At 40.8% G+C, this 20,705-nt stretch carries 20 protein-coding genes and 1 riboswitch; of the genes, 9 read left to right on the plus strand and 11 right to left on the minus strand.

What is annotated here, in order from left to right:
- Positions 1-786 precede the first annotated feature (786 nt).
- Genes H5203_RS20565 through H5203_RS20590 form a run of 6 tightly spaced genes read right to left on the minus strand, consistent with a single transcriptional unit; the run spans position 787 to position 5,708 of the window.
- On the minus strand, positions 787-2,172 hold the full coding sequence (locus H5203_RS20565) for a lipopolysaccharide assembly protein LapB (protein WP_145234591.1): 1,386 nt from the start codon (positions 2,170-2,172) through the stop codon (positions 787-789).
- 27 nt (positions 2,173-2,199) lie between these two features.
- Positions 2,200-2,862 (minus strand): hypothetical protein, encoded by a 663-nt coding sequence (locus H5203_RS20570; RefSeq protein WP_149983263.1) that lies wholly within the window; start codon positions 2,860-2,862, stop codon positions 2,200-2,202.
- Position 2,863: 1 nt separating this feature from the next.
- Positions 2,864-3,268: a biopolymer transporter ExbD gene (locus tag H5203_RS20575; RefSeq protein ID WP_149983262.1), complete on the minus strand. Its 405-nt coding sequence runs from the start codon at positions 3,266-3,268 to the stop codon at positions 2,864-2,866.
- 4 nt (positions 3,269-3,272) lie between these two features.
- Positions 3,273-3,644 carry a MotA/TolQ/ExbB proton channel family protein gene (locus tag H5203_RS20580; protein WP_145234597.1) on the minus strand — a complete coding sequence of 124 codons (372 nt, stop codon included), beginning with the start codon at positions 3,642-3,644 and terminating at the stop codon, positions 3,273-3,275.
- The gene (locus H5203_RS20585; RefSeq protein WP_182768004.1) at positions 3,637-4,947 is read right to left on the minus strand and encodes a MotA/TolQ/ExbB proton channel family protein; all 1,311 of its coding nucleotides are present in this window, start codon (positions 4,945-4,947) and stop codon (positions 3,637-3,639) included. The genes H5203_RS20580 and H5203_RS20585 overlap by 8 nt, the downstream gene beginning before the upstream one ends.
- Entirely contained in the window at positions 4,944-5,708 is a 765-nt protein-coding gene (locus tag H5203_RS20590) for a DUF3450 family protein (protein ID WP_182732520.1), read from the minus strand. Before H5203_RS20590 ends, H5203_RS20585 begins: the two co-directional genes overlap by 4 nt.
- A 336-nt stretch (positions 5,709-6,044) precedes the next feature.
- On the opposite strand from H5203_RS20590, the gene H5203_RS20595 reads away from it, so the two are divergent.
- Entirely contained in the window at positions 6,045-8,225 is a 2,181-nt protein-coding gene (locus H5203_RS20595; protein ID WP_182820220.1) for a TonB-dependent siderophore receptor, read from the plus strand.
- Positions 8,226-8,312: 87 nt separating this feature from the next.
- Complete coding sequence (locus H5203_RS20600; RefSeq protein WP_149983258.1) at positions 8,313-8,993, plus strand: Fe2+-dependent dioxygenase; 681 nt, start codon at positions 8,313-8,315, stop codon at positions 8,991-8,993.
- A gap of 133 nt (positions 8,994-9,126) precedes the next feature.
- Here H5203_RS20600 and H5203_RS20605 read toward each other — a convergent pair whose 3' ends face one another.
- Entirely contained in the window at positions 9,127-9,864 is a 738-nt protein-coding gene (locus H5203_RS20605) for a DUF417 family protein (RefSeq protein WP_310736502.1), read from the minus strand.
- 204 nt (positions 9,865-10,068) lie between these two features.
- A complete protein-coding gene (gene galE, locus H5203_RS20610) occupies positions 10,069-11,082 on the minus strand; it encodes a UDP-glucose 4-epimerase GalE (protein ID WP_182820221.1) in 1,014 nt (337 codons plus the stop codon).
- Positions 11,083-11,330: 248 nt separating this feature from the next.
- On the opposite strand from galE, the gene H5203_RS20615 reads away from it, so the two are divergent.
- Positions 11,331-11,828: a DUF3016 domain-containing protein gene (locus tag H5203_RS20615; protein ID WP_145234611.1), complete on the plus strand. Its 498-nt coding sequence runs from the start codon at positions 11,331-11,333 to the stop codon at positions 11,826-11,828.
- A gap of 45 nt (positions 11,829-11,873) precedes the next feature.
- Here H5203_RS20615 and H5203_RS20620 read toward each other — a convergent pair whose 3' ends face one another.
- Positions 11,874-12,164, minus strand: a complete 291-nt coding sequence (locus tag H5203_RS20620) for a prephenate dehydrogenase (RefSeq protein WP_145234613.1) — start codon at positions 12,162-12,164, stop codon at positions 11,874-11,876.
- Positions 12,165-12,235: 71 nt separating this feature from the next.
- On the opposite strand from H5203_RS20620, the gene H5203_RS20625 reads away from it, so the two are divergent.
- Positions 12,236-12,445, plus strand: a complete 210-nt coding sequence (locus H5203_RS20625; protein ID WP_145234615.1) for a hypothetical protein — start codon at positions 12,236-12,238, stop codon at positions 12,443-12,445.
- Positions 12,446-12,454: 9 nt separating this feature from the next.
- Here the strand turns inward: H5203_RS20625 and epmB are convergent, their stop codons facing one another.
- The gene (gene epmB / locus H5203_RS20630; protein WP_182735674.1) at positions 12,455-13,468 is read right to left on the minus strand and encodes an EF-P beta-lysylation protein EpmB; all 1,014 of its coding nucleotides are present in this window, start codon (positions 13,466-13,468) and stop codon (positions 12,455-12,457) included.
- 40 nt (positions 13,469-13,508) lie between these two features.
- Between epmB and efp the strand changes: the two genes are divergently transcribed.
- Complete coding sequence (gene efp, locus H5203_RS20635) at positions 13,509-14,075, plus strand: elongation factor P (RefSeq protein WP_145234620.1); 567 nt, start codon at positions 13,509-13,511, stop codon at positions 14,073-14,075.
- A gap of 55 nt (positions 14,076-14,130) precedes the next feature.
- On the plus strand, positions 14,131-15,105 hold the full coding sequence (gene epmA / locus H5203_RS20640; protein WP_145234622.1) for an elongation factor P--(R)-beta-lysine ligase: 975 nt from the start codon (positions 14,131-14,133) through the stop codon (positions 15,103-15,105).
- Positions 15,106-15,183: 78 nt separating this feature from the next.
- Here epmA and H5203_RS20645 read toward each other — a convergent pair whose 3' ends face one another.
- On the minus strand, positions 15,184-17,277 hold the full coding sequence (locus tag H5203_RS20645; RefSeq protein ID WP_182820222.1) for a TonB-dependent receptor: 2,094 nt from the start codon (positions 17,275-17,277) through the stop codon (positions 15,184-15,186).
- Positions 17,278-17,397: 120 nt separating this feature from the next.
- Between H5203_RS20645 and H5203_RS20650 the strand changes: the two genes are divergently transcribed.
- The 3 genes from H5203_RS20650 (at position 17,398) to thiC (ending at position 20,607) form a co-directional block, all read left to right on the plus strand.
- On the plus strand, positions 17,398-17,793 hold the full coding sequence (locus tag H5203_RS20650) for a thioesterase family protein (protein WP_145234627.1): 396 nt from the start codon (positions 17,398-17,400) through the stop codon (positions 17,791-17,793).
- A gap of 124 nt (positions 17,794-17,917) precedes the next feature.
- Positions 17,918-18,319: an META domain-containing protein gene (locus tag H5203_RS20655; RefSeq protein WP_310736442.1), complete on the plus strand. Its 402-nt coding sequence runs from the start codon at positions 17,918-17,920 to the stop codon at positions 18,317-18,319.
- 55 nt (positions 18,320-18,374) lie between these two features.
- A riboswitch (TPP riboswitch) is annotated at positions 18,375-18,486 on the plus strand.
- A 168-nt stretch (positions 18,487-18,654) separates the two neighbouring features.
- Positions 18,655-20,607: a phosphomethylpyrimidine synthase ThiC gene (gene thiC, locus H5203_RS20660; RefSeq protein ID WP_220493106.1), complete on the plus strand. Its 1,953-nt coding sequence runs from the start codon at positions 18,655-18,657 to the stop codon at positions 20,605-20,607.
- Positions 20,608-20,705: the final 98 nt, after the last annotated feature.

Genomic DNA, 20,705 nt, shown 5'->3' on the forward strand with positions numbered 1-20,705 from the left:
GAACTCAGTAGTGAAACGAAACAGCGCCGATGATAGTGTAGCATTTGCTATGTGAAAGTAGGACATTGCCAGGCTCCAAATAAGAGAAACCCGTTACAGCAATGTGACGGGTTTTTTGTTGTCTGCAGGAAAGTGAAAATGCAGGTGAAAGGTAAAAGGCATCAGGTAAAAGGAAAAGAATAAGCCCCTAATGCCGACTCTATACATTTGCTATGTGGCTCTCTACCGCTGTGGGCACTATGACATCACCAAGCTCCAAATTGAGAAAGCCCGACTAGCAATAGTCGGGCTTTTTTACGTCTGGAATAAAGTAAAAACACCAAGCCAAGACCCCATGGTGAACTCAGTAGTGGCCGCTCTTGCAATCCCTATGCTCCACGGCATGTGTATCCCTATTTATCAAACAAACGCTCCTTCACATCCCAGGGCATCTACCTTTAAAGCAATTTGAGTATGGATACTTATTTGGTGTAGTGTGCCCAAGTAATAGTAAAACAGAAGCGCTGAGTGCCCTATCGTCAATAAAGATTTCATGACGCAACACATGGGAATTAATATCAAAAGCGACGCAGGCGGGACGTCATACGGTGTGATCGTTGATGGGTAGTTTATGCCAATCGACTTAAATATTTAACCATTCTAGCGAGCTAAATAAAGTGCTAACTGCGTTATAATTTATTCAAGTAGAACAACTACATGTCGAAACTTACGCCTTGTTATCACTGTATTTATCTGTCGCTATAAATGGTCAGTAACTTTACACGATTGGTATAAATCTATTAACTATTAACCTTCTCGTTGGATCAGACCTTCAAGAGCGCGAATGTTGGTGAGTAAATCTTGCCTTTGTGGGTTAGCGTTAAGTGCTTTTTTAAGCTGGCTTAATGCTTCTTTGTAGTTTTTATTTTCAATTTCAATTTGCGCGAGACCTAACCATGCAGAGAGTTGGTACTCAGGTAAAGCTTGTGCTCGTACATACATTAACCTTGCTTGTGTCAGTTGGTTTTGTTGCTGATAGATATTTGCCAGGCTTAACAGTGCATCGCCAAGATTTGGGTCGATTGTTAATGCTTTATGTAAACTCTTTTGAGCTTGTTTAAAGTTACCTTGCTCAATTGCTAGCTGAGCGGTATAAACTGAAAACTCTGCGCGGGATTGTTTTGATAACTTATTTATGAAAGGGTTTAGTTGCGAAACGAGCTGCTTGGCTAGCTGCCATTTTTTTTGTGCGATAAGCCAATTTAGGGTTTGCATACTAATCTCGCTAGCTTCTGCTATTTGAGCTGGCTGAGTGCTTGCTAATGCATTACTTAACAATTCAACAGAGCGTGAGTAGCTACCTTGTGTAAGGTGAAGTTGTGCTGCAAGTAATTGATTACTTGCATTGCTAGGTGCCAGCTTTAAAGCTACTTCAATACTTGCCAAAGCTTGTTTATTGTTGTCTTGTTGTAAGGCAATTTGTGCACGTTGTAGCCAAAGCTCTGGATTGTTAGGGGATGCATTTAATAGCTCTTTTAGCAGAGCTTGGGCTTGACCTAGATCGCCTGCAGCAATTAGTGAAAATAGTAACCCTTGTTGATATTGTGCTTGCTGTGGCTCAAGCATTAATGCCTGACGATAAGCTGCAATTGCGCTCCAAGGCTGCTCAGCTTGTACATGAATATAGGCAAGTTGCGCATAGACTTGCGCATCAGCTTGGCCAAGTTCAATACAGCGGGTTAGATGTGGCTGTGCTTGTTGATAATTACCTTGCTGCATATAGAGCAGACTTAAACCTTGATGAGCTTTAACTAAATCTGGCATGCTTGATAAACTTGCCTTTAACGCCTGCTCAGCTCCTGCAAACTGTTTTAAGGTTAACAAAACTTGGCCACGTAAAAGTTGTAACGCAGGGCTATCGTTACCTAATTCACGTTGTTTAAATAGATCAGCAACAGCTTGGTAGTTACCTTGTTGTAATAGTGGTTTTAGTTGCTGGGCGAAGCTGCGTTCATTAGCTTCGATTTTTATATCTGTTGGGCTCAGTAAATTATTATTGATCAGCAACTGCCAGTGTAGATCGCTTGGTTGTAGCTTTACCTGCAATGAGGTTGCTTGGCTGGCAGCCATATAAAAGGTTAATGGCACGATAGCTAAAGACGTTAACCATTTTTTTGTTGTTAATTTTTTCATTGTATTTTCACTTAAATACTGGCTTTACTAAGGTTTAAATTCAATGGGCCAAATAAATCTGGCTCTCACTATTTCACCGTCTTTTTTTGGTGAACTAAACCGACTTTGCTTAATGATCTTGTCTATTTCAGGCTTTAGCTCAGGGTACGGGTTTTGTATAACATCAATTAAGCTTAATCGGCCATTTTCATCGATAAAAACATCGAGCTTCACGATGAAGGTACTCACACCTTGGCGAGTTAACTTTTTAGGTAATACTGCTTTTACGGGAGTGAGTAGCGTGGGTAAACCATCTAGTTGATTTAAGCTAAAGGCATCCCAATTAACTTCGATAGATTGAAATTCAGGAGTAGCAATTGGCATATTTGCAAGGGTTGGTTTGCTAAGCGAAATTTTACTTTCAATTTTTATATTAATGGCTTGAATAGTTGCCCCCGCACCTTCGACAACGAGGCTTTGCATCGGCTCTGTCACAGCTGATTGCGTCACGGTTGGTGGCGGAGGTGGAGGCAGTGGCACTAAAGCAACTTCCCGGACGATAACTTTGTCGTTGATAACGTGCTCAGCAATTTGCCCAAGCCAAAGTAAAACTAACGCGCATGCAAGTACCGTTAGGCTCAACATAAAAGCAAAAAACGGATGACGTTTATTAGCTATTGCAGGTTGTGATGCGAGTATATTATTTTGCATATTATTGCTGGGTCGCTAAGTTAACGGTTGCTGCACCAGCAAGTTTTGCTTCGTCTATTACCTTTACTAATAGCTCGGTTGGTACGGTTTTATCAGCTTGGATTACTACCGGTCTTTGCTGTTGTTTTAGCATTTGCTCTACGCTGCTGCGCACACCGGCCACGCCAATTTGGCTACCGTCAAAGTAAACCTGCTGACTATCAGTTATGGCAAGAAAAATAACTTGTTGCTCTAATCTGCTTGCTGAGACGGCTTGCGGTTTATCAACCTCGACCCCACTTTCGCGAACGAAAACGGTGGTTACAATAAAGAAAATCAGTAGTATAAATACCACATCTAATAGTGGTGACATATCAATATGATGCGCAGACTGTTGTTCTAGGCGTTGTTTTAAACGTGCTTGCATTGGCTTAGCTCGCTTGCTGTTGGATAGCACTGTTACGTGTTACGTACAGCAAGTAAGCTTGCATCAGCCATGCAGGAATTGCGCAGACTAACCCCAGTTGTGTAGTGAGTAGAGCATTACTTATCGCTTCGCTCATTAATTCGTTTTCGCCTTGCGACATCACTTTAAATGTATCGAGTAAACCAATAATGGTGCCTAATAAACCAAGTAATGGCAGCGCAGCGGTCAAAATAGAGCTGACGTCGTGCCAGTAACCTTGGCGTTGCAGTTTATATTGTTTTAAATGCAGGATATCGTGCCAAATGAGCTGATAAACAAATAGCGCTAATAGGATGATAAGCCAGCAGATAAAATTATCGAACAGTTGCTCAAACATTTTTCACCTCAAGTTGACTAAGTTGCAGTGCGAACGCTTCAAGTTGGGTGTAATAGGCTTTAGCTTTACGCGATAGTAGCGCATTGAGTACTAATGCTGGTATGGCAACAACGAGGCCAAGCTCGGTAGTGATCAAAGCTTGGGCAATACCACCAGATACCACTTCTGGATCGCCAGAGCCAAATAACGTCATCATTTTGAATGTTTCAATCATGCCACTGACTGTGCCCAATAAGCCCAGAAGCGGTGCTACCGATGCTGTGATCGCGATTGCGCCAATGTAGTTATCAAGCTTGTGTTTATTATGCATCAGCTGATTAAATAACTGGTCATCTCTTATTTGTCCTATGTTGCTATCAACAGAGAGTTGAAACAGTGTTGCTTGCATTCCGCTGAAGCTGTGTTGCTCAGGTTGATCAAACGCAGTTTGTAAAGTCAGCGTCGAGACAGCTTTGATCTTACTAAGGCTAAATAATTGATATGCCTTGAATAGCGCAATTAATAATGCAAAACATGCAAATAAAATGATAGGGATTGCCCATAAGCCACCTTTTTCAAGATGTTCAACTGCACCTTCTTGTTGCGCTTGACTGGCAACTAAGCGGGTTAAACTTGGATCAAATGTTAAAGAAGCTGCGATCTTAGCTGAGTTCGTATTTACTTGTGAGTAAGCGATATCAAATGGGTTATTCTCATCACGTGATTGAACTATAGCTACTTTTGGTACTGCAGCGTTAGCTGCTGATGAAAGCAGGCCGGTTAGTTTTGGCTGTGCAACACTAAACCAAGCCACGGGACCTACTTGTAATGTTGTAGCTGCGGTGAGCTCGCCATTTTTCAATACTATATTTTGTTTTTTAAACTCTGGATATAATGCCGCGGTTTGCTGCTCTATCACCGCGACTACATCATTCAAAAGTGCTTGTTGATCGTTTTTACTTTGCGCTTGCTGAGCGTATTGACGAGTAAATCGGTTGAGTAAATTTAGCCGATATTGCTGTTGTTGTTGCCAGCTATCTAAGCGTGTTTGTAGCTGGGTTAAACTCAATGTGTCTTCATCAGCTAAACGGCGATTGAGTGTCGCTTGCTCACGCTCTTTTTTAAGTGCTTGCTGTTTTTCAAATATCTGTTGTGCCATAGTTGTTTGCTGTTTGGCAATCCGCTGTTGTGCTTTATTTAAAACGCTCTGCGCCGTTTTAATATCCGTTAGTAATTGTTGTTTGGCAGCATCCGCAGTCGCGGCTGTTACTACTTGGCTAAAACTCAGTAGTGTAACAAACAAAAAAGTACAGAATCGTTTCATGGCGTCAGCTCCTTAGCTGCATAGCTAAATACAGGCAAGGTAAGCCAGTGAGCTGCTTGTTTTTTTTCTTGTACAGCGATACCGTGGGCAATTTGCTCGCCATCAATTTCAGTATCAAATTGCCATTGCCAACCTAACTCAGAAGGGAAGCCAGTGCCCGCATAACTTAAATCATTACTAACAAACCATGCTTGTGCGGCACCCAAATAAAGCTGTTTTACCCATATTTCTTTGCCTTCACTATTACTGATTGCCATTTCATGAATTGAAATTCGGTTTTGAAAATCAGCCAATTGGCCAAGCATTTTTAAAGCAATTTGTAGCTTTTCATTCGCATCTAGGCTTTCGTTATCTAGATCGCCAATACTTTGCCAGCTCGCCAGTAATGGGGGAGGTAATTGTACTTGCAGTGAGCGCAATTGCTGGCTGAGCTGGATTAATTGACTATTGAGCGCGTTTTCATCGGTCTCAAGCTGGCTTTGTTGTTGAATTAGCGCAGTGCGCTTTTCTGCCAGCTCAGAGGTGTTCTTTTGACGATTTTGGTTTAGCTGTTTGAGTTGTGCTTGCTCTGCATCAAGTAAGATTAATGTTTGTTGCATCGAGGTTTTTTTTTCTAGCCAATGTGTTTCTAACTCACTAGTTTGTTGTTCTATTTGTAACCACTGATTAACGAGGTTTTCAAGTTCGCTAACCGGATCAGCTAAGCTTGAGAATGAGCTTAGTAAAATAACTGCCCCAACAGATTTTATAAAACGTTGCATATGCTAAGTAATGCCCTAAAAGTAATAACCATTTACAGTACAAAGCCAAGCTCTGGCTTTAACTTTATAAAATTAAAAAACCTTGATTTTTAAGCGCTTAAACTTAATTTTTTACGCCACTCATGCCCCCAAGTTTACTGTGCATTTACAGTCGCGTTACGTAAGTTTAAAAGTGTGAAAAATAGTACAATGATTGACAAAATAATACAAGTGATAACATTTCGCATTTACATTAATATTACTCAGTGCTAGGATTCCGCCGAACTTAAATCAACGTGCTTAAATGACTTGCTACAAAAACAACGTGTTAGCAAGTTCCCTGCTAATGGAGCTAAAATGGGTAAAATGACTAATAAACGCCGAACTTATATAAAACCGCTGGCTGCTTTTGTTACCGCAACTTTATCAACTTGGGCGTCTGCTCAAGGAGCTGAAAATATACAAGAGCTATCAGTAACCAAAGCAAAAACGCAATCGGAACAAAGCTATAAAGTTGAAAAATCATCATCAATAAAGAGCACCCAGCCGTTGGTTGATACTGCAAAATCAATAACGGTTATTAACAAAGCTGTGATGAAAGATAGAAATGTAGATAGTTTGCAAGATGCGTTACGTAATGTTTCGGGTATTTCATTGGCGGCGGGTGAAGGCGGTGCGCCAGCTGGTGACAGTTTATCTATTCGTGGTTTTAGTGCTGCCAATGATATTTTTATCGATGGTATTCGTGATATTGCCGGGTACGACCGTGATACTTATAACGTTGAGCAAATCGAAGTTGCAAAAGGCCCAAGCTCAGCAACAACAGGCCGAGGTTCAACGGGCGGTAGTATTAACTTAACTACAAAAACGGCGACGTTGGATGAATTTAATGATGCTTCGCTGCGTTTAGGCACAGAGAGTGATTATCGCGCGCAAATAGATAGTAACTTTAAAGTGGCTGAAACATCAGCGCTACGTGTCAATTTACTGGTTGATAAAGGGGATGTTGCTGGGCGTGATCATGTTGAAAAAGAAAAACAAGCAGTCGCGGTTTCGTTTGCGACTGGTTTAGGAACCAATAGCCGTTTTAATCTTAATGCTGATTATCAGAATCAAGATAATATGTCTGATTACGGTATTCCGTGGGTTGGTTCTAGCCCTGTTGCTGAACTTGCTGGTAGCGAAAATGCAGCGCCACCGGTGAATTTCACTAATTTTTACGGTAACGTATATCGTGATTTTGAAGATATCGAAGCGTATTCAACAACTGCAAAGTATGAGTATGACTTGTCGCAAACAACCATGCTACGTGCCCAAGGTCGCATTGGTCGTGTAGAGCGAAAAGATACAGTGACAGCGCCGCGTTTTATTGATGTAAAAACAACAACTGATATAAGAATGAGCGACGTTAAAAATCGCGATACGCGCAATGAATTGGCAACACTGCAACTTGATTTAGTTGGTGAGTACTATTTTGCTGGTGTAAAACATAATGTGGTTACTGGTGTTGAATTAACTAACGAGACATTTAGCCGTTGGAATGTGACTGCATTGGTAGCTGATAATTTAAAGAACGAACCAGCGCTGAATGACTTATACAACCCAGATGCTTATTTACCTTACACTGGTCAGTATGGTCGTGATGGCACTAGTACTGAAGCGGTTGCTAAAACCCGTGCAATTTATGCATTTGATACAATTACATTTAATGAATATTGGCAATTAACTGCGGGTTTACGTTCAGAGCAGTACGATAGCGATTATCAGTATGATTACAAGGATCCAGCATTAATGATCTCAACTAGCGATACCATGACTAGTTGGAACGCATCTGCCGTATATAAGCCAAGTCAAAATAGCAGCATTTACTTTGGTGCAGGTAACTCGTATAACCCATCGGCTGAAGGCATTGCTGTATCTACTAGTGGTAATTCAAGTGAGTTAGATCCGGAGAAGAGCCAAAGCTATGAGTTAGGCACTAAATGGAATTTACTTGATGATAAGTTGATGACCAGTGCCGCTATTTTTAGAACGGTTAAAACTAATGCGCGCGTGGATGATCCTAATAGTGATCAGCGTGGTGTTGAAGTGCTTGATGGTGAGCAACGAGTGCAAGGTTTAGAGTTGTCTGCAATAGGTATTATCACTGACGAATTAAGTATTATCGGTTCTTATACCTATCAAGATAGCGAAGTTACTGAATCTACAGCTACTGGTGATGTTGGGCATAACTTGGCTCGAGCACCTAAAAATAGCTACAGTGTTTGGGCTCGATATGACTTTAGCGACGCGATAGCTGCAGGTTTTGGCGCACAATATATTGGTGAGCGTTATAATGGTAATTCAGCGACCAGTCGTAAAGCCGATAGTTATGTTTTGTTCGATATGATGCTTTCTTATCAAGCAACTGAGCAGTTAAGCATTCAGTTTAATGGTGAGAATTTAACGGATGAAGATTATGAAGATAAACTAGGTGGCGGACACTTTATTCCTGGTCAAGGTCGTTATTTTACACTAACGGCTAGTTATTCTTTCTAATTACAAATTAATGTTTGTTAAATAGGTTAAAGCTTATTAAACAGGTTAATGCTTATTAGCCTGTTTTTTTAAGATTTGGGAACTTCCATGCTATTAAAAATACCAGACTTGCTCAGTGCTGATGAAGTCGCTTATTGCCGTAATGTTTTATTAGCCGCGCAATGGACTGATGGCAGTGTTACCGCAGGTTATCAATCAACTAAGACCAAAAATAACTTACAATTACCTGAGCAAAGCGCTGCAGCCAAAGAGCTCGGTGATATAGTTATGGGCGCTCTGGCTCGCAGTGATCTATTTATGTCAGGGGCGTTGCCTGCAAAAATTTTTCCACCTTTATTTAACTGTTACCAAGGTGGCCAATCGTTTGGTATTCATGTTGATAATGCGATTCGACAAGTACCTGGCACACCAGTGAAAATTCGTACGGATTTATCAATGACGTTATTTTTGAGCGAACCAGAAGACTATGATGGTGGCGAACTCGTTATTGAAGATACTTATGGCTCTCACACAGTAAAACTCCCTGCAGGTAGCATGGTGTTGTATCCATCAACCAGTTTACATAAAGTCACTCCCGTAACTCGGGGGCGACGTTTAGCTTCATTTTTTTGGTTACAGAGCATGGTTAATAGCGATGAAAAGCGTGGTTTGTTATTTGAATTGGATATGTCGATTCAAAGCTTGCGCGAAAAAGTCAGCGATAGCCCTGAGATTGTTAGATTAACTGGCGTGTATCATAATTTATTAAGGCAATGGGCACAGACGTAAACAGGTTGTAGTGATGTGTATTTAAACCAAAATATAAAAGTATATATTTATAAGGCGCTACCACGATTGGTTAAGTGATAGCGCTTTTTAGATCTTACAATACACATTATTAAATATGTTATTGAAATGGTAGTTAATTAAGGCTCTTTTTTGCAAAGCTAACAATTACCAGCAAATTTGCGATAAACCATAAGTCTTTAATAACAAAAAGGCCTAATCTTGCAAGTAGTGTTGAGCTGTCAAAAGCTCCTTCAGCTGAGAATAAAAATGTCTGCGTCATTAAAAATACGGCACTGCAGCCAAGAGCCGCAACATAAATGGCTAATGGATGCTTTTTAATGATAGCCAAAGCGAGTGCTAAAGCAAAAAAGATGTCGTACGCACCAATTAGATTAGACGCTGTTTGCACTGAAAATAAGGTATATAACCAAGACATAAAAATAGAGGTTGATACCAGTGATATAATTCCATTTGCTTCAAACTCGTAAAATTTCATACCACCAATCCAAATAAGCACTAATGCAACAGGAAAGAAGTTCAAAATTGCCATGCCTTGAGCTGACAAGCGCTGCGGTTTATAAAGGTAAATAGCGAGAGAAACAAGTGCGGTGTACTTAATTATACCTTGCCCAGAGCCTATAATTGGGAAGCCACCTAAGTCAGTCATCCAGCGGCTTTCACTTAATAAGGTAACAAGCGGTATAACGGCAAGAGTGATCAGGCTAACAAAAGCAGGGGTCTGAAAACGTGATTGTTTTAAACTTAAAATAATAAATAAAGCGGTTACTAAAAAAGCCACTCCTGCGAGTATTGATTGCCCAGTTTCAGGGATTACATTGGCTAATTGATAAAAATTGAAAATAGCATGCACATTATTTACCTCTGCTCCTAATAAGAGGCTAAGACCCAATAGCGATAAGCTAATAATTAGCAGTGAATGAATACTGTAACGAGTATAGGTTGGTTGCATTTTTGATAGGTGATTAAATATAGATACTGTAAAAGAGTGGTAAACGAGACTTTTTATTTCAAAAAATATAAAAAAACCAGCTTATTGAAGCTGGTTTAAGTTTAGCTATTTATACCCTTTTGGGTTGTTACTTTGCCAACGCCACGTATCTTGCATCATCACATCGATACCACGCTCTGCTTGCCAATCAAGTTCACTAAGGGCTTTTTCAGGCGCTGCATAACAAGCTGCAATATCACCTGGGCGACGAGGTGACACCTGATACGGAATATCTTTACCACAGGCTTTGCTAAATGCGTTGAGCATTTGTAGCACCGAATAACCATTACCGGTGCCAAGATTGTAAACATGGGCACCGGTATCTTGGTTTATTTTATTAAGTGCCTTTAAATGACCAAGCGCTAAGTCAACAACATGGATGTAATCACGCACACCAGTACCATCAACCGTATCATAGTCATCGCCGAAGATACCCAGCTGCTTTAATTTACCCACTGCCACTTGCGCTATGTAAGGTAATAAGTTGTTTGGAATACCATTGGGATCTTCACCAATTAGGCCTGACTCGTGCGCACCTACGGGATTAAAGTAACGCAAAATTGCAAATGCAAAGCGCTCATCTGATTTAGCGATGTCTTGTAACATCATTTCAACCATCAGTTTTGATGTGCCGTATGGATTAGTAGTGCCACCTACCGGGAAATCTTCTTGAATTGGCAGGCTTGCTGGATCACCATATACTGTTGCCGATGAGCTAAATACAAGTTTAAACACACCTGCATCGCGCATAGCATCAACGAGAGTCAGCGTACCTTGCACGTTATTTTGGTAATACTCAATGGGTTTCACCATTGATTCACCGACAGCCTTTAAACCGGCAAAATGAATAACACTCTCAATTGTATGTTTTGCAAAAACGCTGGCCAAAAATGTTTTATCAAGGATGTCACCTTGATAAAAGTGCACAGTTTTACCAGTGATTTTTTTTACACGCTCAAGTGATTCCACACTCGAGTTGCTTAAATTATCAATGATAACAACATCATTATCTTGTTGTAATAATTCAACAACAGTGTGTGAGCCTATGTATCCCGCGCCACCTGTTACTAAAATTGTCATGAAATCTCCATATATAAGGTGAAGGTGTATAGTTGTAATTTCATCATAAATAGCACTTCAATACATGCTTTATCTGATCTTTTTGTTGTTCCATGATGTTACGGTATCAATTAATCATAGTTAACTGGTGTCTGGTTACATATTTTACATAAATGATAACAATGAGACTAAATAGTATTAAGCTATAGTTAAGTTGTTAGTGCTATTATTTCAACTATATTAGCCCAAGGGCATTTTGGAGATAGACAATGAATACATTTAAAAAAGTAGCGATGGCTATGTTAGTTGTACTGCCTGTATTTGCTCAAGCAGGAGAAGCTGTCGTAAAATGGCAAGACTTCAATGACTACCGTGATGTACGTCCTTCAAATGAACCTAAAGGCTCATACCATAAACATGTAGCGAGCAGTTTTGAAAAGCACTTTAATAAACTGGCAGAAAAGTTGCCCGAAGGATATAAGTTTAATGTTGAAGTGACTGAGCTGGATTTAGCCGGTGATGTACGCTTTGGCGGTATGAATGATTTACGTATTGTAAAACCAATTTATTTTCCACGCATTGAGTTTCAATATTCGGTTACTGATAAAGACGGTAACGTGATTAGTCAAAGCGATAAAGTCGAATTAAAAGATATGGGCTTTATGGATAAAATTAAAATGGGCCGTGATGAACAGTTTTACTATGATAAACGTTTGATCACTGATTGGTTTGATAAAGAATTACTGCCAGTTGTTACCCCAAGCTAAATTAAGAGTAAAAAGCGCTACAGTTTAATGATAGCGCTTTTATAGTTACTTGAACGTTGCGAGTAATTGCAGTAACTGTTGTAATTTAATAACAGTGGTTTTTAGCTTTTCTTCACTAAAACCTTCTGAACTTAAGCTTTCTACATCTGCAGCTACATCTAATACATAAGGTTTGAAGCGTTTTGCTTCAAAGGTAAAACCAGCATCGGCAGGAAATAACGCTGTAAATTTACCTAAGCCTTGTTGTTGCAACTCATCTAATTTTTTATCTGCGTCAAGAGACTGGCGATAAACAATTTTTAAGTTGGCATTGAGTTGTTCAATAATTGAATCCATTTTTTTCCTAAAGCTTTAGACCGCAATGCCGATATAATACGGGTAATAAGCTAAAAAGTCAGGTATGAGCTATGAATATATCAGGTGGAAATCTACCGGCCATGAGTGGCGCGGGTCAAAGTGGCGAAGTATACAGCGCAGCATTGGCAAAAAAACAGCAAAAAGCGGATGGTGCAGCAGCACTGGCACTTATTGAAGGTGCCGCTAGTTCGAGCGCTGCACAAACGCCAGCAAAATCAGTTACAGCTTCGCTTGGCAATAACGTTAACGTATACGTTTAAGTCTTGTGTTTATAAAAGCTTGAGGTCAATCGGCGTTTTACTTTTTTGACCGCCGATTTCGCGCATCAGCTTTGGTACTAAAAATCCTGGCAATGCGATAAGCATTTCGGCCATGATTTTGCGTGCCTGTGATTCGTCGATATCAAAATGACTCGCTCCTTCAACTTTATCAAGTAAATATAAATAATAAGGCAGTACGTCGGCATCAAATAACGCTTCGCTTAATGCGACTTGCGCTTCGCTGGTATCATTTACATCTTTTAATAGCACCGCTTGATTGAGCAATGTGACACCTACCTTTTTGAGTTTTTGCATTGCCACTTTAAAATCATCATCAATCTCGTTGCCATGGTTAATGTGATTAATAAACACAATTTTAAGTGGAGACTTTGCAAAACGTTCGCACAATTGGTCAGTAATGCGAGATGGGATCACCACCGGTAGGCGGCTATGAATTCGCATTCGTTTAATTTGTGGTAATTGTTCAAGCTCATCCATAAACCAACTAATTGCGTCGTCTTTGGCCATTAACGGATCACCACCACTTAAAATCACCTCGTTAATATTAGCATCCGATTTTATGTAATCGAGCGCTGCAATTAAGCTGCGTTTATTTAGCTGATTTTCTTGGTATGGAAAATGGCGACGAAAGCAATAACGGCAATTAACGGCGCAACCAGTTTTAAACATCACTAAAACTCGGGATTTATATTTGTGTAATAATCCTGGTTGAGCGTTGTTTTGCTCTTTTAATGGATCTTTATCAAAACCTGTTTTAGCGATAAACTCTTGGTGGCGCGGCATGACTTGCAGCAGTAATGGGTCATTAATATCGCCATAACGCATTTTTTTGATAAAAGGCACAGGCACACGTACCGGGAAAAGAGCTCGTGCTTTGAGGTCTTTTTCGTCGGCCATGCTTGATAAACCTAGCATTTCTAGCAAGGTGCGTGGGCAAGTAACAACATTAGCTAATTCTTTTTGCCAGTTTATATGCAAATTTGCTTCATTTCTTTGTATCATTGGTAGGTAGATTACTCGAAATTATTAGATAGAGGAAACGATGGCGAATTATAGCACCAACGAGTTCAAGGGCGGCCTAAAAATTATGATGGACGGCGAGCCTTGCAGTATTTTAGAAAATGAAATGGTAAAACCTGGTAAAGGCCAAGCGTTTAACCGTGTTCGTATTCGTAAACTTATCTCTGGCAAAGTACTTGAAAAAACTTTTAAATCAGGTGAGTCAGTAGAGGGTGCTGATGTAATGGATACCGATCTTGCGTATCTTTACACTGATGGTGAGTTTTGGCATTTCATGAATAACGAAACATTTGAACAAATCGCAGCTGATGAAAAAGCGCTTGGCGATGCTGGTAAATGGTTAGTTGAAAATGATGTATGTACTATTACTTTGTGGAACGGCAATCCAATAGCTGTTGCACCACCTAACTTTGTAGAGCTTGAGATCACTGAAACAGATCCTGGTCTTAAAGGCGACACAGCAGGTACTGGTGGTAAGCCAGCAACGCTAAGTACTGGTGCTGTTGTGCGTGTACCATTATTCGTACAAATCGGTGAAGTAATTAAAGTCGACACCCGTAACGGCGAATATGTAAGCCGTGTTAAGTAACTTTAATATAGCTTAATAAATCCCAGCTTAAGCTGGGATTTTTTTTGGAGAAAATATGTCAGCAGATCTTTGGCAACCAAGCGCACAAGTAAATACTTTGGCACAACGAGCCGCAATTTTACGCACTATTCGGGAATTCTTTTACCAACGCCACGTTATGGAAGTTGATACGCCTAGTTTAAGTGCAGCGAGTGTTACTGATGTTCATTTAGCGAGTTTTAAAACGCAGTTTATTGGCCCCGGTTTCGCGAAAGGCTTACCGCTTTACTTACAAACATCACCAGAATTTGCCATGAAGCGATTATTGGCAGCCGGCAGTGGTGCTATTTACCAAATTTGTAAGGCATTTCGTAACGAAGAGGCGGGCAGCCATCATAATCCTGAGTTTACTATGTTGGAATGGTATCGCCCTGGGTTTGATGAGTTTGCGCTGATGGATGAAATTGATGAATTAATGCAGCTTATCTTAAATGTTCCACCTGCAGAGCGTTTAACCTATCAAGATGCTTTTACCAAAGCATTAGGACTTGATCCGCTCAGTGCCACTATTGAACAGTTACAAACACTTGCCTGTGAACAGGGGTTTGCTGATATCGCTAAGCATGAAACTCACCGTGATACGTTACTACAATTATTATTTTGTATGAAAGTTGAGCCAACAATTGGCCAACAAAAACCTTGTTTTATTTATCATTTTCCTGCATCGCAAGCCGCACTGGCGAGTATTTGTGAGCATGATATTAGAGTCGCTGGGCGGTTTGAGCTTTATTATCAGAACATGGAGCTGGCGAATGGTTTTAATGAGCTCACCAATGCACAGGAGCAAGCTAAACGTTTTACTGAAGATAATGCATACCGCAAAGCGAATAACTTAACACAAGTGCCTATGGACACCCGTTTAATCGCCGCTCTTGAGCATGGTTTACCACAATGCGCAGGAGTAGCATTAGGGGTTGATAGGTTAGTGATGTTAGCAACGCAAAAAAACACCATAAAAGAAGTCATCGCGTTTGATGTAGGTAGGGCTTAAAAGGCTCAAGATTCAAGGTTAAGAAAAGGTAAAAGTAATCTAGCTTTTACCTTTTAACTTATCCCTTGAAACTCGTTTTTATAACTCGTAGATAAATGTGACGCCGGCAACCATTGGTTCGCCAAGCTGAGTGTATGTGTGAGTTGCATACCCTTCGCGTGGGTCGTTACCAAATTCAAAACCACGTGTAGGTACTTCTTCATCAAATACGTTACGTGCCCAAGCGCGAATTGACCATTGCTCAGCCTCGTAACCAGTAGTTAAATTAACTAAATTAATGTTCGGTGCCTGCGAGTTGTGGCTATCTGAGAAGTAATAATTATCTTTACCTTCAATGCCGATTGTAGCAAATAACTCGTCAGTAAAGTTATAGCGAGCCGTGAATGCATACTGGTATTTAGGCGCTTGTGATTGCTCGCGACCATCTTGATCTAGACCAGATTGAGCGACAAAGTCATTGATTTTAGTATGTAAATAACCAGCGCTACCGGTGAAAAATAAGTCATCAGTTAATTGGTAACTGCCTTCAATTTCAAGGCCGTAATTCTCTCCAGAGCTGGCGTTATCAATATAACCAGTAAACTTTTGGTCTTCCACTTTCCAGGCTTTTAACTGCATATCTTCGCGATACATATAAAAGGCCGCTAAGCGCAGAATAAATTTTTCATCTAAAGAGCTACCTTTAACGCCAAATTCACCACTCCATAGGTACTCTGGTGCGAAACTAGTGTGGTTTTTAAAGAAATCAGCATCAAGGTTTAAACCGTCATCTTTCGCTTTGGCGAGTGCTTCAGAGTTAATCCCTCCTGCTTTATAACCACGAGTTAGGCTGGTATAAATCATGGTACGGTCAATGACTTGATACTCAAGGGCAAGTTTACCACCGACCATCACATCATCAGTACTTTCAATAAAACCATTATTATCGGTGTAATCACCTTGGTATTGCTCAACGCGTAAGCCTGTTATTAAGGTGGTTTTATTACCAATCGGCGTTGCTAGTTGGCCGTAAATTGCGGTATTACTAGTTTCATAAGTTGAAGCGAATGGAGCTGCAAGCCAAGTGTATTGGCGTTCTAAATCAACATTACGGGCTTGATAATAAAGTCCCGTAACCCAGTTACCACCTTTGCCATTAAATTGCAGTTCAGCAGCCTGGTCTTGACGATCTCGAAAGTAGCTATCGGTTGAGCTATAACCATCGGGGTGTAGTCCTGCACCGCATAACTGCGACTTATTAATATCGTTACATACCCAGTCTTCATCAAAGCTATAAACTAAATCACTATCAATACCTGATAAGTTTAAACTGACATCAAACCAAGCAAAGCCAGTGTAGATGTTGGCAAGACCTACCGCGATACTTTCTTGGTTATCTTGGCCTGGGTGATCGGCTACACTATTACGGCTATTATCAAGCGTAAATGCATCGTAGCCGTTATTGATATCAATATAATGAACACTTAATTCAGTGCGAAGATGATCTGTAAGTTGGCTGTGTAGTTTAAAACGACTAACCAGTTCATCTTGTTGTTGTGTTGACTCGTTTAAATATAGGTTATCAACATAACCATCAGACTCACGTTGATAAATACTAGCGCGCACTGCGGTGCTGTCTGTAATACCAATACCTGCGGCAACACCCGCTTCATAACTGTTGTAGTTACCTGCGCCTAGCTGCACTTTGACGCTTGGATCAAAAGTTGGATCGGCTGATTCCATTTGGATCATACCAGCCATACCATCAGCACCAAAGCGAGTACCTTGCGGACCGCGATAAATCTCAACTTGGTTTACATCAAACAGTAATGAACTACCACCTAAGCCGGAATAATTAATGCCATCGATCACTAAGCCAACAGAAGGGTTAATAGGGTCAACAAATTGTGAGCGTAAACCAACCCCTCGAATTTGGATGTAACGGCCACGAGAAGCACCAGCGGTAAAATTTACGTTGGCAGCACTGGCAAGCATTTCGTCTAGAAAACTAGCACCTCGGTCATTAATTTCGCGTTCGCTAAATAAACTGGCACTGGCACTAAGGGTTTGAATGCTTTCTTTTTGAAAGTCTCCGGTGACGAGTATTTTTTCAAGTTCAGTATCTTCAGCAAAAGCTGGGGCGCTTATCAAAGGTAAAAGCGCGGCAGTAATTAAAGACAGGCGTAATTTCATTCTATTACTTAACTCCATTTTAAGGACTTGCATGATAGCAACTATTCTCATTAAAGTCGTGATACCAGTTATATTTATGTGCTATAAACGCGCACAGTATACATAATAAGGAATACAAATATGACCTTTAAAGTTGACTTTAAAGTACGCGACTACGAATGCGATTTACAAGGCATTGTAAATAATAGTGTGTATTTTAATTACCTAGAGCATGCGCGCCATGAGTTTTTGCATGCGAATGGGGTTGATTTTGCTCAGCTTACTCGCGATAAAATTAATTTAGTCGTAATGCGTAGCGAGATGGATTATAAGCAATCACTAATGCCCGGAGATGAGTTTTATGTCGCTGTAGAGCCTGAGCGTATTAGTCGCTTAAAGTTTGGCTTTCGACAAACAGTGGTAAGAAAGCATGATGAAAAAGTGATGTTAAAGGCACTGGTGATTGGCACCGCGGTGAATGAGCTAGGTCGGCCATTTTTGCCCGATCAAGTTGATCTACTATTTAAGCCTGAGTAATTTTCCGGTGCCACCTTTTTTACTATCTTAGAACATTTTTTTACATTAAAAACATGCATTATTAACGGTATAAACTGTTATTTATTGTTATCATGTTGCAATTGAGTTTTAGGTTAGTAATTACATGAAATTAGCAGCAATCCCGATGCTTATAATCGGTTTATGTATTGGCTGCTCATCGACAGGGACAGTCACCAGTGAGCAATTAAAATACACTAAGTGGCAACTATCACGGGTTGATGGTTTAGCAATCCCTGCATCATATTCAGCATCATTAAGTTTTATTGAAGCTCTGCAAGTCAATGGTTTTGCTGGTTGTAATAAATTTTTTGGTGAAGGTCAACTTGATGATAATCATTTAACGGTGAATAAATTAGGTATGACCCGTAAATCATGCGGAGATGAGTTGGACGAGTTTGAACTGCAGTTTTTAAATGCGTTAAAGCAAGGTGTGCCACTGCAAATTCAAGATCAGCAATTGGTTTTAAATGGCGAGCAAACATTTGCGTTTATTCCCGCAAGTTGATCTCTTGCAGGCTTGCAATATCTAACGTACACTCGTTAGCGAACAATATATAGAATTTTACTTGTCGGAGTGCCTTGAGTTTTTAACTTAAAGGCTGAGATCGCGAAAGCGGGATCCGTGAACCTGATCAGGCTAACACCTGCGTAGGGAACAAGCTGCCTAAAACGGGTGCTTGTGCGCCAGTTTTGGGCATAAGCACTGTGGCTGCCAAGGTTGGTAGTGCTTTTTTGTAACACCAATCTACGATCCATGTAGCATTTGCTACTCTCTATTGCGTTGCTTTTTATCGCACAGCAGTATCTGACAAGACAACCCTTTTAGCAATGAGGTAAGTCATGTCAAACACATCAAATAAACCGTCTCGCCGCGAAACTCGTGCGGCTGCATCAGATTATATTTATAACCTTACTGGGCAACCATTTCCAAGCTCACACAAAGTTTATGTACAAGGTACGCAAGATAATGTGCGTGTTGGTATGCGTGAAATTACTTTGAGTGATACCTTTATCGGTGGCACCGATGAAAACCCAGTGTACGAATCAAATGCACCACTGCGTGTTTATGATACGTCAGGCCCATACACAGATCCTGATTTTACTCTAGATGTTCGTAAAGGGCTGGATAAGTACCGCGAACAGTGGATTGAAAGCCGTGGAGATACTGAAATTTTAGGCTCAGTCAGCTCGCAGTTTTCTCAGCAACGCATGGCCGATGAAGGCCTTGATCATATTCGTTTTGAGCATCTCCCAAAAATTCGCCGCGCTAAAGCCGGTAAAAATGTCACGCAAATGCATTATGCTCGCCAAGGTATTATCACACCGGAAATGGAATATGTCGCAATTCGTGAAAACATGGGCCGTGCGCAACTTCAAAAAGAGTTATTAGCACAGCAGCACCAAGGCGAGTCGTTTGGTGCGAGTATCCCTGAGTTTATTACTCCTGAATTTGTGCGTGATGAAATTGCCCGTGGTCGTGCGATTTTACCTAACAACATTAATCACCCAGAAACCGAGCCGATGATTGTAGGGCGCAATTTTTTAGTGAAAGTGAACGCTAATATTGGCAACTCATCAGTTAGCTCATCTATTGAAGAAGAAGTTGAAAAAATGGTCTGGTCAACCCGCTGGGGCGCTGACACAGTTATGGATTTATCAACGGGTCGTTATATTCATGAAACTCGTGAATGGGTAGTACGTAACTCACCAGTGCCAATTGGTACAGTGCCTATTTATCAAGCGCTTGAAAAAGTAAATGGGGTTGCCGAAGATCTAACGTGGGAAATTTTCCGCGATACTCTAATTGAACAAGCCGAGCAGGGTGTGGATTACTTTACTATTCACGCGGGGGTGTTATTACGCTACGTTCCAATGACGGCAAAACGTGTCACTGGGATTGTGTCGCGCGGCGGTTCAATTATGGCGAAATGGTGTTTAGCGCATCATAAAGAAAACTTCCTTTATACTCATTTTGAAGATATTTGTGAGATTTTGAAACAGTACGATGTGTGTTTCTCATTAGGAGATGGCCTGCGTCCTGGTTCAATTGCAGATGCCAACGATGACGCGCAATTTAGTGAACTGCGTACGTTAGGTGAGCTGACCAAAATCGCGTGGAAACACGATGTACAAGTGTTTATTGAAGGCCCAGGGCATGTGCCAATGCATATGATCAAAGCTAATATGGAAGAGCAGCTTAAGCATTGCGACGAAGCACCTTTTTACACCCTTGGCCCGCTGACAACTGACATCGCCCCAGGCTATGACCATATCACCTCTGGTATTGGGGCGGCGCAAATTGCATGGTATGGCTGTGCAATGCTGTGTTATGTCACACCAAAAGAGCATTTAGGTTTACCAAATAAAGAAGACGTTAAAGAAGGGCTGATCACCTATAAAATTGCCGCTCATGCCGCCGATTTAGCCAAAGGTCATCCCGGAGCGCAAGAGCGTGATAATGCGTTATCAAAAGCGCGTTTTGAGTTCCGCTGGCATGACCAATTTAATATTGGTTTAGACCCTGTTCGTGCTCGTGAATACCATGACGAAACACTGCCACAAGAATCTGGCAAAGTAGCGCATTTTTGCTCTATGTGTGGGCCAAAATTCTGCTCAATGAAAATCACCCAAGAAGTAAGAGAATACGCTAAAGATCTAGAAGCCAGAGGCATAGATCCTAACAACGTAGGTGATGCTATTGAGATCAAAATGGTCGATGTTGAAGCCGAGATGCAAGCTAAATCAGCCGAATTTAAACAAAGCGGCTCAGAGATTTATCATAAAGCGGTTTAACCAAAAGGAGCTAGGTACTAGGGAAGAGACTAGGTTTTAGGATGTTGTTAACCTAGAACCTAGAACCTAGAACCTAGAACCTAGAACCTAGAACCTAG

This window comes from Pseudoalteromonas sp. SG41-1 (assembly GCF_014164575.1).
GTDB lineage: Bacteria > Pseudomonadota > Gammaproteobacteria > Enterobacterales > Alteromonadaceae > Pseudoalteromonas > Pseudoalteromonas rhizosphaerae.

Excerpts from the sequence above, each read along its gene's own strand:
- efp (WP_145234620.1), top strand. The coding sequence starts at position 13,509 with ATGGCGAATTATAGCACCAACGAGTTCAAGGGCGGCCTAAAAATTATG.
- H5203_RS20580 (WP_145234597.1), bottom strand. The coding sequence starts at position 3,644 with ATGTTTGAGCAACTGTTCGATAATTTTATCTGCTGGCTTATCATCCTA.
- H5203_RS20590 (WP_182732520.1), bottom strand. The coding sequence starts at position 5,708 with ATGCAACGTTTTATAAAATCTGTTGGGGCAGTTATTTTACTAAGCTCA.
- H5203_RS20650 (WP_145234627.1), top strand. The coding sequence starts at position 17,398 with ATGACCTTTAAAGTTGACTTTAAAGTACGCGACTACGAATGCGATTTA.
- H5203_RS20615 (WP_145234611.1), top strand. The coding sequence starts at position 11,331 with ATGAATACATTTAAAAAAGTAGCGATGGCTATGTTAGTTGTACTGCCT.
- H5203_RS20600 (WP_149983258.1), top strand. The coding sequence starts at position 8,313 with ATGCTATTAAAAATACCAGACTTGCTCAGTGCTGATGAAGTCGCTTAT.
- thiC (WP_220493106.1), top strand. The coding sequence starts at position 18,655 with ATGTCAAACACATCAAATAAACCGTCTCGCCGCGAAACTCGTGCGGCT.
- H5203_RS20620 (WP_145234613.1), bottom strand. The coding sequence starts at position 12,164 with ATGGATTCAATTATTGAACAACTCAATGCCAACTTAAAAATTGTTTAT.
- H5203_RS20575 (WP_149983262.1), bottom strand. The coding sequence starts at position 3,268 with ATGCAAGCACGTTTAAAACAACGCCTAGAACAACAGTCTGCGCATCAT.
- H5203_RS20565 (WP_145234591.1), bottom strand. The coding sequence starts at position 2,172 with ATGAAAAAATTAACAACAAAAAAATGGTTAACGTCTTTAGCTATCGTG.
- H5203_RS20645 (WP_182820222.1), bottom strand. The coding sequence starts at position 17,277 with ATGAAATTACGCCTGTCTTTAATTACTGCCGCGCTTTTACCTTTGATA.
- H5203_RS20595 (WP_182820220.1), top strand. The coding sequence starts at position 6,045 with ATGGGTAAAATGACTAATAAACGCCGAACTTATATAAAACCGCTGGCT.
- H5203_RS20585 (WP_182768004.1), bottom strand. The coding sequence starts at position 4,947 with ATGAAACGATTCTGTACTTTTTTGTTTGTTACACTACTGAGTTTTAGC.
- H5203_RS20570 (WP_149983263.1), bottom strand. The coding sequence starts at position 2,862 with ATGCAAAATAATATACTCGCATCACAACCTGCAATAGCTAATAAACGT.
- H5203_RS20655 (WP_310736442.1), top strand. The coding sequence starts at position 17,918 with ATGAAATTAGCAGCAATCCCGATGCTTATAATCGGTTTATGTATTGGC.
- epmB (WP_182735674.1), bottom strand. The coding sequence starts at position 13,468 with ATGATACAAAGAAATGAAGCAAATTTGCATATAAACTGGCAAAAAGAA.
- galE (WP_182820221.1), bottom strand. The coding sequence starts at position 11,082 with ATGACAATTTTAGTAACAGGTGGCGCGGGATACATAGGCTCACACACT.
- H5203_RS20625 (WP_145234615.1), top strand. The coding sequence starts at position 12,236 with ATGAATATATCAGGTGGAAATCTACCGGCCATGAGTGGCGCGGGTCAA.
- epmA (WP_145234622.1), top strand. The coding sequence starts at position 14,131 with ATGTCAGCAGATCTTTGGCAACCAAGCGCACAAGTAAATACTTTGGCA.